A 14,974-nucleotide genomic window follows, 5' to 3' on the forward strand; every position below is an offset into this window, starting at 1 on the left:
GGGCAAGGATGCCCGACACGGCGTTAGGGTCAGAAATTGAAGCGGAAGCCGACGCGGAACAGGCGGCCGGTGGTGTCGTAGAGACCGGTATTCGTCGCCAGTGCGATGGTGCCGTCGCCGGGCGCGCGCGGCGGATCGGTGTCGAGCACGTTGCGGACGTTCAGGTAGAATTCGGCACCATCGATCCCGACATTCTTCAGGCTGTAGCCGAGTTGCATGTCCCAATAGGCCTGCGGCTTGATACTCTGCAGGTCGATTTGCGCCGGCCCGCGGGTCACGTCGTAGCGGCCGCCGCCGATGAAGCGGACCTGGTTGAAGAAGTTGAAATCGCCCTTGTAGAAATCGGCCTGCGCATTGAAGCGCCAGTGCGGATTGGCGCTGATCCCGACCTCGCCCGCGCGATCGATCGCGGGCGAACCTGGCGTCGTCGACGACAGCTTGCCGACATAGGACACGACCGTACGCAGGCTGAGCGTTGCGTCGGTATCCATCAGCGACGACAGCGGCACGCGGTAGCTCGCTTCGACATCGATGCCGTTGGTTTCGAGTTCGGCAAGGTTGATCGGGAAGGCGGTCAGGTCGAGCAGGTTGCCGCCGGCATCGCGGCGCACCAGTCCGCAGGCGAGCTGATTGCCCTGGAAACACTGGTCGACCGTCTGCTGCGGCGTCAGCGTGCCGATCGCGTCGCGGATCTTGATGTCGTAATAGTCGACCGACAGGTTGAAACCGGGGATGAAGGTCGGCTGCAGGACGGCCCCGAGCGTCAGCGTATCGGCCTTTTCCGGTTGCAGTTCGGCATTGCCGCCGGTGGTGACGAAGATGCCCGACAGGCGGATATTGTTCTTGAACGGATCGACGATCGTCGCCGATTGCGTACGGCCGCTGGTGAACAATTCGGACAGGTTGGGCGCGCGGATGTCGCGCGAGCGGGTGCCGCGCAGGCGCAGCGCGTCGAACGGCGTCCAGCTGAGACCCGCCTTCCACGTCGTGACGCCGCCGCTGGTGGAATAGTCGGTATAGCGGACCGCGCCGTTGAATTCGACCCGCTTGGCGAAGGGCAGGTCGCGCAGCAACGGAATGACCGTTTCGACATAACCTTCGCGGACGTCATATTCGCCGCTCCACGGTTGCGGATTGGCGAACAGGAATGCGCCCTGTCGCGACAGAGCATCGACCGCGAGCTCGGCTGTTTCCTTGCGATATTCGCCGCCGGTCGCGAACGAGATCGGGCCAGCCCAACCTTCGAACAGCGTGCCCGACAGGTTCAGCGCGGCAACGTCTTCGGTGAAGACCGAATCGGTCCGGCTGGTGCCGCGGGTGTAGGCGAGCGCGCCGGCGGAGGGTGCGCCGACGCCGAACGGATTGAACGCGACGCAGCCATTGCCCGGATCGGTCAGCGTCGAACGGCAGACGATCTGCCCGGTCGTCGGGCTGACCACCGCGTCCACCGCCCGTGTGAAATTCGCGGTGATCTCGTTGTTCAGGACGTCGGTCCGCTGGTTGGTGCGGCCATGCTGATAATAGCCGTTGAACTTCAGCCCGGCGACCTCGGCATTGAAGCCACCGACGAAACGCCGGGTGTCGGTGGTGACCGCGACGTCGGTCAGGCCACCCTCGGTCGACCAGCGCAGCATCGTCAATGTCGAGACGTTGGGATTGGCGGCGAGCAGGGTGCGGATGCCCTGCGGCAGGAACGCGTTGTCGCGCCGGATGGTGATCGGGTTCTGGACCTGATGGCGGTTGACCGATGTCGAATAGCGCGTGTCGGTCCAGCCATAGGACGCTTCGCCGAAGATCGAGATCGTATCGGTCAGGTCATATTCGGCGCGGCCGAACGCCGACCAGCGTTCGAGCGGACGGTTGATTTCCTGGAACAGTTCGGTGTTGACGCCGTCACCGCCGATTTGCTGGGTCTGCGTCAGGTACGAGCCGAAACTGTAGGGCAAAACCGTGCCACCGGGACCGAATTGCAGGCCGCGGAACGCCGCGTTCTGTGCCGCGGTGCCGCCATTGCCTGTCAGCAACATGCCGCCATAGGTGCCGATGTTGCGGACGTCGTCGGTCAGTAACTGAGAGGGGCCACCGGCCGGACCGTTGATGAGGTTGGTGCCGCGTCGCGCCCAGTCGCGCTGCCCCTCCAGAATGCCGTCGTTCTGGTAATATTCGCCGCTGGCGATCAGATGCAGCCGGTCGCCCAACGTGCTGATACCGCCGCTCAGGATCGCGCGCTTCTCGGCGTTGTCGCCTTCGGTCGAAATGCCCGACGACACTTCGCCCTTCAGTCCCTCAAACTTGGTGTCGAGCACGAAGTTGACGACGCCGGCGACCGCGTCGGAGCCATAGGCCGCCGATGCGCCGCCGGTGACGATGTCGACACGCTGGATCAGGCCGGCGGGCAGCAGGTTGACGTCGACCGTGCCGAACTGGCTGGCGGCGACGAAACGGCGTCCGTCGAGCAGCGTCAGCGTGCGGACCGCGCCCAGGTTGCGCAGATTGAGGAAGGACTGGCCGCCGCCTTGGGTCCCGCTCGCGCGCTGCGGGCCGGAGGTCGCCGTCAGCGCGGGCAGGTTGCGCAGCGATTCGGCGATGGTCGACGGTGCGCTCTTGGCGAGCTGATCGGTGCTGATGACGGTGACCGGCGTCGGCGTCGTGAACCCGCTGCGTCCGATGCGCGAACCCGTGACCACGATCTCGCCCGTTTCCTGGGGATTTGCGGTCGTATCGGGTGCCGCTTCGGCGGGCTGACCTTCCTGCGTCTGGACGGCCTCGGGCGCGGTCTCGGGGGGAGCGGCCGCATCACCGGGCTGCGGCGCGGCGGTTGCCGATGTGCTGGGTGTCGGGATTTGTGCGGAAGCTGGGAACGCCCACAGTCCAAGGGCGCTAACGCCGACCAGCAGCAAGTGGCGATAGTCGGCATGGGTGCAGCCGGATTCCATAATCCCTCTCCTGTAACTGTTGCGAGTTTGCCTCGTCGGCTGCCAGTTCTACGGCCATTTCAGAAAAACGCAATGCCGTTGCAAAATGGCGTTGCGTCATTTTTCATCGCGAGTATGGTTCTGCGCAAGATGCGGTGCCGCCGCACAGGGAGAGGCTTGGAACCATGGGGCAAAGCGCCACCAACACGGTATTGATCGCAGGGCCGTTGCTCAGCGACGCAGCGATGGCGGTGGCAGAAGCGCGCCAACTGCGACTCGTTCCGCTCAAGCCCTACGCTACCCCGGACGAGATGATCGAGGCGGCCAATGCCGTAGCCGCAAAGGCGATCGTAGTGCGCATGGGCCGCGTCACGGACGACGTCATTCGGGGGATTTCCACGCTGCGCATCGTTGCCAAGCACGGGGTCGGGGTCGACGGAATCGACCTCACCGCCGCCGCCGATCGCGGCATTCCGGTTGTCGTCGCCGGTGGCGCGAACGCGCAGTCGGTCGCTGAGCAGACGCTCGCGCTGCTGCTGTCGGTCGCGCGGTCCACCGCGTGGCTCGACCGGCGGATGAGGGCGGGTGAATGGGACAAGCCAACCTATGCCGGCATGGAAATCACCGGCAAGCAGGTCGGCCTGATCGGGCTGGGTGCGATCGGCCGGGCGTTCCTCGACCTGCTCGCACCGTTCCGCGTCGGCGTACGCATTTACGACCCGTATCTTTCCGATACGCAGTTGCCGCCGGGATCGATTCGCTGCGACAGCGTCGACGCGCTGCTGCGTGACAGCGACATCGTCAGCCTGCATTGCCCGCTGACGCCCGACAATCGCGGCTTCATCGACGCGGGGGCGCTGGCATCGATGCGGCCGGGCGCGATCCTGCTCAATACCGCACGCGGCGAATTGATCGACGAACCGGCGCTGGTCGATGCGCTACGCAGCGGCACGATCGCCGGGGCGGGCCTCGACACCTTCACAAGCGAGCCGCCCGCCGCCGACAGTCCGCTGTGGAGCCTCGACACCCTGGTCGCCAGCCCGCATGTGGGCGCCAATACGCGCGAGGCGCGGATCCGCGTCGGAATCAGCGTCGTCGAACAGATCGCGGATTACCTCGCGACGGGCACGCTCGTTACCCGCAACCTCGTCAACGCCTTGCCGGCAACCGCCGCCTAATAATTCCCCGGTGAATGTCGTCCACAAGAGACGACGGCGCCGTCACACGGAGAGTGAGATGACCGGACCCGATCCGATCGAAGCCCGGACGATGCGCAAGGTGACGTGGCGCCTGCTGCCGTTCCTGATGCTCTGCTACCTGCTGGCCTTTATCGACCGTGCCAATATCGGCATGGCATCGTTGCAGATGAACGAGGATCTGGGCCTGAGCAGCCGGGTGTTCGGCTTCGGCGCCAGCCTGTTCTTTGTCGCGTACTTCCTGATGGAGGTGCCGAGCAACCTGATGCTGCAGAAGGTCGGCGCGCGCATCTGGATCGCCCGGATCATGATCAGCTGGGGCGCGGTGTCGGCGGCAATGGCGTTCGTTTGGGACGCGTCGTCCTTCTACGTGATGCGCTTCCTTTTGGGCGCGGCGGAGGCCGGGTTCTTTCCCGGCGTCGTCCTGTACCTGACCTACTGGATGCCCGCCCGCTATCGCGGCAGGGCGCTCGCGCTGTTCGCGGTCGCCATCCCGCTGTCCAGCTTCATCGGTTCACCGCTGGGTGGACTGCTGCTGTCGATGGACGGCGTCGGGGGGCTGCGTGGGTGGCAGTGGCTGTTCATCTGCGAAGGGGTACCGACGGTGCTGTGCGGCATCGCCTGCTTAGCGGTGCTCACCAACCGCCCGGCCGAGGCGCGCTGGCTCGATGCCGAGGAAAAGGCGTGGCTGTCGGCTGAGATCGCGCCAAAGGCCGGTGATCGTTCGATGGTCGATGGTTCGCCTTGGCGGCTGCTGACCACGCCGGCCTTCTGGGCGATGGTGCTGGCGTGCTGCGGCGCGTCGGCGGCGGGCAGCGTGCTGGGCGTCTGGCAGCCGCAGCTCATCAAATCCTATGGCCTCAGCGATTTCCAGACCGGCCTCGTCAATTCGATCCCCTATGGTATCGCGGTCGTGGCAATGGTGTTCTGGGGCCGGCATTCCGACAAGACCGGCGAGCGCCGCTGGCACACCGCGCTGCCGTTGCTGCTGATCGCGGCCGGGGTGCTCGGCACGTTTCTGCTGACCGGTCTGGCGCCGACCGTGCTGCTGCTGACCTTCGTGCTGACCGGAGCCTACTGTTTCAAGGGGCCGTTCTGGAGCATGGCGTCAAGCTGGCTGTCGGCGGGAACCGCGGCGGCGGGAACCGCGGCGGCGGGGATCGCGGCGATCAACGCAACGTCAAACCTGATCGGCGGCGGGCTGATGGTCAATGTCTATGGCTATATCCACGAAGCAACGGGCAGCCATGTGCTGGCGCTGTTGCCGCTGGCCTTGCTGACGATCGGCAGCGCGACGTCGGTGCTGATCGTCGGCAGGCGCGCGGCGCACAAGCCACTGGTCGCGGCATGATTACCGGAAAGGATGAGACGATGCGCTTGCCAATGATCCTCCTGCTGGCCGGTGTCGCGCTGGCCCCTGCCGTCGCACAGGAAAAGGCGTCGTCGCCCAATGGCGGCCGTCCCGAAATCCGCAGCGTCGAGGAAATGCGACGGGTCGGTGGCTATACCGCCCCCGGCGCGCGCGCCTACGCCGATCTGGCTGCCGAAGCCGGCGGGAAAGACTGGCCGGTAACGCTCTACTACCGTTGTCAGGCGGTGCGCGAACGCCGTCCGCTGAAAGCACCTGCGCCCAAACCAATGCAGGTGTTCGATCGAGTGTATTCGATCGGGACGGCGGAGAACAACATCTGGGCGATCGATACCGATGCGGGTATCATCCTGCTCGACGCCCTTTCGACCGAAGCGGATGCCCGCGACGTGATCGTCGCCAATCTGCGGGCGTTAAAGCTTGATCCGCAACGCATCCGCATCATCGTCATCACCCATAACCATTTCGACCATTTCGGCGGCGCTGCCTATCTGAAGCAACTGTCGGGCGCGCGGATCGGGATGAGCCGTGCCGACTGGACCGCGACGCCGACCCGCGGCACGCTGCCCGTCAAGGGGCCGGACGATTTCTACATCGAGGACGGGCAGGAGATCGCGTTGGGCGGCCGTACGCTGACCGCGCTGCTGACGCCGGGACATACGCCGGGCACCGTCTCGCTGCTGTTCCCGGTCACCGAACGTGGTGCGCCGCACATGGCGTCGCTGTTCGGCGGGCAGGGTTCGCCGCGCGACGTCGCCTCGCTGATGCAGTTTCGCCACGCGCTGAACCACTTCGCCGATTATACCGACCGGATGCAGGCCGATGTCGTGCTGTCCAATCATACGGTCGGCGACGATGGCCTGACCCGCATCGCTGCGCTGGCGCGGCGTGGGCCGAACGATCCCAATCCGTACATCGTCGGCCGTGAAGGCGTGGTGCGATACGACGCCGAATGGCGCAACTGTCTTAGTGCCGACATCGACGAGGCGCTTGCAAAGGAAAAGCGTGGCAATCCGATGCCGGCGTCGGTGCGGTGATGGCGATGGTTCCGCTTCCGCCGGAGATCGTGCGGTACATGCGCGCGCAGTGTCCGGGACGAACCGACGAGGCGCTGCAACCCCGCTTCGGCATCAGTTACAACACTTGGCGGCGCATCGAGCAAGGGGCGGCAGTCCGCGCATCCGTAGCGGAAAGGCTGATCCGCCGCATCTCCTGTGAGATTGGGCAGGATTGTTCCCATGATGAACGACCGTCCGCTTTCGGATAGTTGATGTTGCCGGCGGATGACCGCAACTGGTTCGTTGCGGACATAAATACTGGATATTGCTTGCAACAACGCTAACCCTTCGCTTGATCGACAACGATCTTGCGCAACACCTCTTCCCATAACCTCATCGCAACCTTTCTCTCCTCAAACCAGTCATGCCTTTGATATACTCCCGCTACACCCCCTTTCGCTGTACCAAAATGGTTTAACAGGCCCTCAATCACTTCCCAACGAATGTCTAGTTTTTGAAGGTTGGTAGGGTCAGGACTCGTTGATTACAGCTAGAAGATGATGGTGGCTGCGAGGGCGATGGCGGAGAAGAAGGCGGTGGGGCAGCGGTCGTAGCGGGTGGCGATGCGGCGCCAGTCCTTCAGACGGCCGAACATGATCTCGATGCGACTGCGACGTCGGTAGCGGCGCTTGTCGTATTTGACCGGCTCGTTGCGCGATCTGCGACCGGGGATGCAGGGCTGAATGCCCTTGGCTTCCAGGGCATCTCTGAACCAGTCGGCATCATAGCCGCGGTCGCCGAGCAGCCACTGTGCCTTTGGCATGTCATCGAGCAGGGCTGCTGCGCCGGTGTAGTCGCTGACCTGGCCGGCGGTCATGAAGAAGCTCAAGGGGCGCCCGTTCGCATCGGCGACGGCATGGAGCTTGGTGTTCATGCCGCCCTTGGTGCGGCCGATCAGGCGGCCGAGATCCCCTTTTTAACCCGCAGGCTCGATGCCGTGCGGTGCGCCTTCAGGTAGGTCGCGTCGATCATGACCGTCTGCGGCTCGGCGCCAGCTGCAGCCAGACCTTCCATCATTCGCGCGAACACACCGGCCTCGCCCCAGCGCTTCCACCGGTTGTAGAGCGTCTTGTGCGGGCCGTACTCGCTGGGTGCATCTCGCCAGCGCAGCCCATTGCGGTTGACGAACACGATGCCACTCAGCACCCGCCGATCGTCCACCCTCGGCTTGCCGTGGCTCTTTGGAAAGAACGGCCGCAGCCGCTCAATCTGCTCATCCGTCAGCCAAAACAGGTCGCTCATTCCGGTCTCCTTGCGGAGCCTGAATCAGATCGCGACGCTCGCATCAATGGGTCCTGACCCTAGCAATCACCATTTGATACATCGTGGGGTAATGGGGAGCACTTGGCCTCCCATAATTGTCCCACAAGCCATTTTTAGTACGACATTATTATAGTGCTCGCCGCAACTTAACCTCAATACCATGTTACACTTCGGGTGTGGGGGTCGCAGGTTCGAATCCTGTCGCTCCGACCAGAGAGTTCTGGCGAATCATCGCCCCCCTATTTGGTCGGCACCTTCACCCGCAGCACAGCGTCGGCCGTGTCGTGCAGTTGCAGGTACAACGTGCCCTCGGCCGGCGTCGGCACCACGACGGTCGTGCCGACGAAGCCACCGGGCAGCTCCGTCGCCGCGCGCATGTCGGCCTTCACGCCGATCGCGCGGAGCAGGAACAGGTCGCGGCCGGTGACGGTGCAGCGATCGGTACAGCCGATACCGGTCAGCACCGGCAAGCGCACCAGCGTCGCCAGCGACTGCCACTCCCCCGCCGCCCCGCCACGCCATGCGCGGAAGCGCAGCGTGCCGGTCACCGCCGGCCCGAACGTCGCCTGCGGTGCGATCGTCGTCACCACCACGTCGCTCCCGACCCGCTGGACCCCGCCCGATGCGACGGTCAGCCGCTTGACGACATCGCCCGCCGCGATCTCGATCCCGTCGTCCCCCGCGGGCAAACCCCCGGCGATGCGCGCCGAAAAGGTCAGCGAGGCGCCGGTCGGTACCAGCCCTTGCGGCAGGTCGATCGGCAGGGCACCCGCCGGCGGATCGAACACCACCCGCCGGTCGATCAGCTGCGCCACCGCCCGCGCTGGGGCGATCGTTGCGGCCACACTGGCGCTGCGTCCGTCGCGCAGCACCACGCTGGCGCTCGCATCGCTGCCACCGGCAAAGGGCTGTTCGGCACTCAGCACCAGCCGGTCGCCCTCCCCGACGCGAGTCAGCGCGCCGGCGGCAAAGCGCGTGCCCGCAAGCGTCAGCGCGGTCACCTGATCGAGCCGCGCCCCTTCCAGCACGCCGTCGCGGTCGCCGGCATGGACGGTGAACCGGTCGAGCCGGCTCGGCTCCACCCGCCCGGTCAGCGCGATCTGGTCCGGCGCGACCGCGCCGTGGCGTACGACGGTCAGCGTCAGCGGCCCCGGCCGGGTCTTGCCCAGCGGCAACGCCGCCTCGATCGCATCCGGCCCTGCCGCCTTCCACGTCAGCGAGCGGCTGAGCCCGGCGCCGTCGCGCAACGTCAAGCCGGCGACGCACGCCGCTGCCCCGCCGCGCAGTAGCAGCGGATGGTCGCGCCCGACGATGACGTTAGCATCGGGCTGCGCGCTCCATGCGCCGGGACCGTCGATCTGCGCAGGGACGCTCGGCCCGCTGAACCCGGCAAAGCCCCAGCGGCCCTGCACCACCGCCTCCGCCACCGGGCCCGGCGCGGGCGGCGCGTTGCCGGCGAGCACGAGGCCGCCGCGCTCGGCATCGGGGGTCAGCTTCATGGTCGACACCCGCCCGTCCGTCGACGTCACGCGCAGCACGAGGTCGCGAGCATAATCGGTCGCGAACAATAGCGCCGCATCGTCGAGCGGCAGTACGAGGTCGGGCTTGGCGAGGCACAGCGCGCCCGGCGCGGCGGATCGCCATAGCGGCGGCGGCGCATCGCCGATCGGCGGCAGCGGCGCGACCAGCACCGATCGCGGGTTCTGGAACGACGGCGCGCTGTTCAGCTGCAGGTGGATCGCATTCCCCTGCCCCAGCGCCAGTGCCGGCAGATATTGATATTGCGCGCTGCGAAACGCGCCGAACAGCCGTGCCACGTCGCGGGCCAGCGCGATGTACGGGCTGTAATAGCCAGCCCCGCCCTCGCGCGTCGCCGCCACGCGGTAAGCGAGGTCGACGGGCGTGCCGGTCAGCGTCTCGGTCAACGTCGCGCCGCGCTGCGCCTGCAGCACCAGCGCGTCGCGCTGCTGGGTCAGGCACGCGGCCTGCAATGCGCGCTGGCGCAGCAGGCAGTCGGCGTTCAGCTTGATGCGCAATGCGTTGGCCAGCACCGGCGCGGCGGTGGCCAGTCGTTCGGGCGCGCTGTCGCCGATCCGGCCGATCGCCCCGACGAACGCGTCGAGCCGCTGCCGGTCGAGCGACGCCTGGTACAAATCCTGCGCAGCGCGCACGAACACCCCCGGCCGCCCGCGCACTGCGCCGCGCACCGCCGAAAAGCCACCACCGGCTTCGGGGGCGAGGAACAGCATGGCCTGTTCGGCGCCGTCGGGAACGGTGACGGTCAGCGTGTTCTTCTTGGGCTTCCACGTCTCGACCGAAAAGAACCAGTCTTTCGGCGGCGGGTTGGTCGCGCCACGCAGGAAGGCGACGACCAGCAGATAGCGTTCGGACTGGTCGGTGGGCAGCAATGCCTTTGCCGTGAGCTTGTCGCCACCGCGCAGCGCGGGCACCGCGGCGACCGGCAATTCTGCGTCGCCACGCCGGACGCTGATCATCACTTCGGGACCGTCGAGGTCGAACCCGTTCTGCTGGGCGTGGGCGACATCGGCGAACAGCACCGACAGCGCGGCGAGCAACAGGAGAACGCGAACCATGCCCGCCCCTATAGCGGACGTTGCAGGGACGGGCTAATATCCCATCGCCACCCTCGTCATCCGGGCCGAGGTCACTTGCCCTATCCCACGTCCGTCACTCCCGCGAAGGCGGGAGTCCATAAACGCTACCGCATCGGCTCCAGCTGAAACCTTGGCGGCTATGGATTCCCGCCTTCGCGGGAATGATGAAGAAGCCTCTACCCAGCCACCAACGCCGCATCGCGCAAGCCCCGCCACACCCGGATCGCCTGCACCGTCTCCGCCACGTCATGCACCCGCACGATCTGCGCCCCGCGCTCGACCCCGGCCAGCGCCAGCGCGACCGATCCGCCCAGCCGCTGGTCGGTCGGCGCCTCGTTCGACAACGCGCCGATGATCCGCTTGCGGCTGGCCCCCAGCAGCACCGGGCAACCCAGCCCGTGAAACAGCGCCAACCCGTTCACCAGCGCGAGATTGTCGGCCAGCGCCTTGCCGAAGCCGATGCCCGGATCGACCACGATCTTCGCCCGGTCGACCCCGCCCGCGACCACCGCCTCGATCCGCGCCTCCAGCCAGTCGAACACGTCGAGCAGCGGGTCGCCATAGCCTTCCCCGCCATGCGGCCCCTGCGCCGGTGCCGGCGAATGCATCAGCACCACCGGGCACCCGCGCGCCACGACGACGCCCAGCGCCCGGCGGTCATAGGCGAGCGCGGCGACGTCGTTGACCAGATGCGCACCCGCCGTCAGCGCGGCTTCCATCACCGCCGCCTTGCGCGTGTCGACCGACACCGCGACCCCGGCGGCTGCCAGCCGTTCGGCGACCGGCACGACGCGTGCGATCTCGTCGCCTTCCCACACGATCGCGGCACCCGGCTTAGTCGATTCGCCGCCCAGGTCGATCAGCGCCGCGCCCGCCGCCGCCATCGCCACTCCTGCCGCCGCCGCGCCCGCCGGGTCGCCGACATGCGCGCCGCCATCCGAAAAACTGTCGGGCGTGACGTTCAGGATGCCCATCACCTGCGGCTGGTCGAACCGCAGCACCCGCTCGCCCAGCGTCAGCGGTGCGCGGGGCGCGGTGATCCGTCGGTGGAGCAGTTGCGCCCGCTCGGCCTGCGCCGCGGACAGGCCGGCAACCCAGTCGGCGAACCCGGCGACCGGTACCGTGATCCGCAACCCCGCCCGGTCGCGCACCTCATAGGCCGCGAACCACAGCATCCCCCCCGCCAGCCGCGCGACGCTACCGTCAGGCAACCCGATCGGCGTGTCGACGAAGCGGACCGGGCGCAGGTACATCAGGGCTGGGTCGCGAGCAGCCATTGCTGGCGCAGCGCATCGACCGCGACCAGTCCGTTCGGCCCTTCGGTGTGCCAGAAGGTCCAGCCGTTGCACGACGGCGCGTTCTGCAACGTCGACCCGACCTTATGGATCGACCCCGCCGTGCCGCAATCGGACAGCAGCGACCCGTCGGCCAGCACCGTCGCGCGGAAGCGGCGCTTGGCATCGGTCACCACCGACCCCGGCGGCAGCAGCCCGTTTTCGACCAGCACGCCAAACGCCACGCGCGGCGGCTTGGACGGTGCCCGCATCGCACGGATCGCCGATTCGTCGAGCGGCAGCGCCGCCTCGATCCGCGCCGTCGCCGCCTCGACATAGGTCGCGTCGCGTTCGATGCCGATGAAATGCCGCCCCAGCCGCTTGGCGACCGCGCCGGTGGTACCGGTGCCGAAAAACGGGTCGAGCACGACGTCGCCCGGCTTGGTCGACGCCAGCAGCACGCGGTACAGCAGCGCCTCGGGCTTCTGCGTCGGGTGGACCTTGGTCCCGTCCTTGCGCAGCCGCTCCGGCCCGCCGCAGATCGGGAATTCCCAATCGGAGCGCATCTGCAATTCGTCGTTCAGCGTCTTCATCTGGCGATAGTTGAAGGTGTAGCGCGCCTTTTCGCCCATCGATGCCCAGAGCATCGTCTCATGCGCGTTAGTGAAGCGCGTGCCCTTGAAATTGGGCATCGGGTTCGATTTGCGCCACACGATGTCGTTCAGGATCCAGAAGCCCTGGTCCTGCACGATCGACCCGACGCGGTAGATATTGTGATAGCTGCCGATGACCCAGATCGTGCCGTCGGGCTTCAGGATGCGCCGCGCCTCGGCCAGCCACGCCTTCGTGAACGCGTCGTACGCGGCGAAGCTGTCGAACTTGTCCCAGTCGTCATCGACCGCATCGACCTGGCTGCCATCGGGGCGCAGCAGGTCGCCGCCCAGCTGCAAATTGTAGGGCGGATCGGCGAAGATACAGTCTATCGACTTGGCCGGCAGCGACCGCATCGCGTCGATGCAGTCGTCCATCAGGATGCGGTTGAGTGGCAGCGTAACCGTCTTGGGCGCCTTCGCCCGGATTTTCGTCGCCACCATCGTCGCAGTCCCCCTTGAATCGGTGCCATTTCGGGGAATCCACGAGTCGCGGTCAAGCAGAAATACTTGACTCCGAGGAGCGCCAGGATTCGTTGCGACGACGAATCGAGTCGCTGTGGGGCAGATGTTGAGTCCGACCGACCATTCGAGACTCAAGATATGGTAGCCCTCAACTCACCGCAAATCCTCCCCACAGGGTGGGGAGGGGGACCGCCGCGCAGCGGTGGTGGACGGGAAGGGCCACAAGCGTTCCGTATGCGGCCATGCCCCTCCACCATCCTACGGATGGTCCCCCTCCCCATGATATGGGGAGGATTTTACAGCAGCATCGCCTGCGCCACCGGCGCGAAACTCCTGCGGTGCAGCGGCGTCGGCCCCAGCGTCCGAAGCGCCTCCAGATGCACCTTTGCTCCATACCCCTTGTTCGACGCCCAGCCATAGCCGGGATGCAGCCCGTCGGCCTCGACCATCATCGCATCGCGCGTCTGCTTGGCGACGATCGACGCCGCCGCGATCGACAGGCTGATCGCATCCCCGCCGATCACCGCGACGCTGGGATACGACCAGTTGGGACAGCGATTGCCGTCGACCAGTACCATGCCGCACGCGATCCCAAGTGCATCGACCGCGCGCTCCATCGCCAGCATCGTTGCCCACAGGATGTTGAGCCGGTCGATCTCCTCGACACAGGCGATCCCGACGCCGACCGTCGCACAGTCGAGCAGCCGCGCGTGCAGGTCCGCCCGCCGCTTCGCGCTCAACTGCTTCGAATCGTTCAGCCCCTCGGGCACGCAATCGCGATCGAGCACCACCGCGGCGGCGACCACCGGCCCGGCCAGCGGCCCGCGCCCGGCCTCGTCCACCCCCGCCACCGGCCCGGTGTGGCGGGCCTCATGGCTCCAGTCAGGCATCGGCAATGCGCCATGGCGGGAAGCGCCGCATCTCGCCCGCCTGATACAGACACACCTCGTTCCCCGCCGGATCGAACAGCCGCGCCTCACGCCAGCCCCAGGGCCGGTCGATCGGCTCCTGCGCGAACGACAGCCCCTGCCCCTTCAGGTAATGGACCACGACGTTCAGGTCGCCGACCTCGAAATACACCGCCGGCACCTTGCGATCGTCGGTCATCTCGATCGAAAAGGTCGCCCCGCCCTCGCTCTCGAACCGGGCATAGCGGCGACTGGAGCGGACGATCGTCTTGAGGCCGAGCAGGCGATAGAAATGCTCGCTGGCCGGCACGTCGTTCGCCGGCACCGTCACCTGATTGAGCATCGGCGACCAGCGCGTCTGGTTAAGGTCGAGCCGCACCCCCTGCTGCGCCATCGGCCCCGCCCCGCGGCCCAGTTCGTCGGCGCCCAGCATCGCGATCCGCACGAAGCTGCGCGCCCGGCCGATCGCCTCGACCAGCGTCCATTCCTTGGCCAGTTCGCACGCGATCGCGGTCGACAGGGTACAGCCGGTGCCGTGCGTTGCCATGCCGTCGATGCGGGGCGACGACCATTCGACCAGCGGCGCCGCGCCCGCCACACGCTGGTGCAGCCGGTCGACCACCACCTCGCCCTCGCCATGCCCGCCCTTTTCCAGCACCGCACAACCGCGCGACAGCATGTCGCCCACGCCACCAAGCGCCGCCAGTTCGGGCAGGTTCGGCGTCGCCACCGTCGCCACCGCCATCAGCCGTTCGAACGCCGCGACCGTCGCTTCATCCGCCAGCCGCGCGCCGCTGGTGGAGATCATCACCGGATCGAACACCACCGGCACGCCCGGCAGATCGCGCAGCCGGTCGGCCAGCGCATGGGCGGTCCGCGCCGATCCGATCATGCCGATCTTGACCGCATCGACGCCGATATCGCGCACGACCGCATCGATCTGCGCCATCACCATGTCGGTCGGGATAGGGTGGACGGCATCGACGCCCAGCGTGTTCTGCGCGGTGATCGCGGTGATCGCGGTCATCGCATGTGCGCCCAGCATCGTCGCGGTCTTGATATCCGCCTGGATACCGGCGCCCCCGCCGGAATCGGAACCGGCGACGATCAGGATACGGGGTGTGGTCATGGGGTGGGGTTAGCAGCGGTGCCGGACGGTTGAAAGTCCTCCGCTGAGCGTAGCGTGCGCGGCGTTGCCCCTCCACCACGCCCTGCGGGCGCGGTCCCCCTCCCCACCCTGTGGGGAGGATCGTAGCGCTCA

The 14,974-nt window shown here is 66.8% G+C and carries 10 protein-coding genes; 3 read left to right on the forward strand and 7 right to left on the reverse strand.

Going from position 1 to position 14,974, the window contains the following annotated elements; all coding sequences use genetic code 11:
* Positions 1 to 29 precede the first annotated feature (29 nt).
* Positions 30 to 2,936, reverse strand: a complete 2,907-nt coding sequence (locus MF610_RS03605; protein ID WP_242192813.1) for a TonB-dependent receptor plug domain-containing protein — start codon at positions 2,934 to 2,936, stop codon at positions 30 to 32.
* 164 nt (positions 2,937 to 3,100) lie between these two features.
* Between MF610_RS03605 and MF610_RS03610 the strand changes: the two genes are divergently transcribed.
* Genes MF610_RS03610 through MF610_RS03620 form a run of 3 tightly spaced genes read left to right on the forward strand, consistent with a single transcriptional unit; the run spans position 3,101 to position 6,517 of the window.
* Complete coding sequence (locus MF610_RS03610) at positions 3,101 to 4,093, forward strand: hydroxyacid dehydrogenase (RefSeq protein ID WP_242192815.1); 993 nt, start codon at positions 3,101 to 3,103, stop codon at positions 4,091 to 4,093.
* 58 nt (positions 4,094 to 4,151) lie between these two features.
* The gene (locus MF610_RS03615; RefSeq protein WP_242192816.1) at positions 4,152 to 5,462 is read left to right on the forward strand and encodes an MFS transporter; all 1,311 of its coding nucleotides are present in this window, start codon (positions 4,152 to 4,154) and stop codon (positions 5,460 to 5,462) included.
* A 20-nt stretch (positions 5,463 to 5,482) separates the two neighbouring features.
* On the forward strand, positions 5,483 to 6,517 hold the full coding sequence (locus MF610_RS03620; protein ID WP_242192818.1) for an MBL fold metallo-hydrolase: 1,035 nt from the start codon (positions 5,483 to 5,485) through the stop codon (positions 6,515 to 6,517).
* A gap of 511 nt (positions 6,518 to 7,028) precedes the next feature.
* On the opposite strand, the gene MF610_RS03625 is transcribed toward MF610_RS03620, so the two are convergent.
* The 6 genes from MF610_RS03625 to thiD form a co-directional block, all read right to left on the reverse strand.
* Positions 7,029 to 7,780 (reverse strand): IS5 family transposase gene (locus MF610_RS03625; RefSeq protein WP_242192820.1). Its coding sequence is split into 2 segments (ribosomal slippage): positions 7,029 to 7,447 and positions 7,447 to 7,780, totalling 753 coding nucleotides; the frame shifts between segments, so codons are not numbered across the junction.
* A gap of 260 nt (positions 7,781 to 8,040) precedes the next feature.
* A complete protein-coding gene (locus MF610_RS03630) occupies positions 8,041 to 10,395 on the reverse strand; it encodes a hypothetical protein (protein ID WP_242192821.1) in 2,355 nt (784 codons plus the stop codon).
* A gap of 197 nt (positions 10,396 to 10,592) precedes the next feature.
* The gene (gene folP / locus MF610_RS03635; protein ID WP_242192823.1) at positions 10,593 to 11,669 is read right to left on the reverse strand and encodes a dihydropteroate synthase; all 1,077 of its coding nucleotides are present in this window, start codon (positions 11,667 to 11,669) and stop codon (positions 10,593 to 10,595) included.
* The gene (locus MF610_RS03640) at positions 11,669 to 12,784 is read right to left on the reverse strand and encodes a site-specific DNA-methyltransferase (RefSeq protein WP_242192824.1); all 1,116 of its coding nucleotides are present in this window, start codon (positions 12,782 to 12,784) and stop codon (positions 11,669 to 11,671) included. The genes folP and MF610_RS03640 overlap by 1 nt, the downstream gene beginning before the upstream one ends.
* Positions 12,785 to 13,101: 317 nt before the next feature.
* Complete coding sequence (locus MF610_RS03645; protein ID WP_242192826.1) at positions 13,102 to 13,695, reverse strand: ribonuclease HII; 594 nt, start codon at positions 13,693 to 13,695, stop codon at positions 13,102 to 13,104.
* Positions 13,688 to 14,842 carry a bifunctional hydroxymethylpyrimidine kinase/phosphomethylpyrimidine kinase gene (thiD, locus tag MF610_RS03650; RefSeq protein ID WP_242192828.1) on the reverse strand — a complete coding sequence of 385 codons (1,155 nt, stop codon included), beginning with the start codon at positions 14,840 to 14,842 and terminating at the stop codon, positions 13,688 to 13,690. Before thiD ends, MF610_RS03645 begins: the two co-directional genes overlap by 8 nt.
* Positions 14,843 to 14,974: the final 132 nt, after the last annotated feature.

The organism is Sphingomonas hankookensis, assembly GCF_022664465.1.
GTDB classification, from domain to species: domain Bacteria; phylum Pseudomonadota; class Alphaproteobacteria; order Sphingomonadales; family Sphingomonadaceae; genus Sphingomonas; species Sphingomonas hankookensis.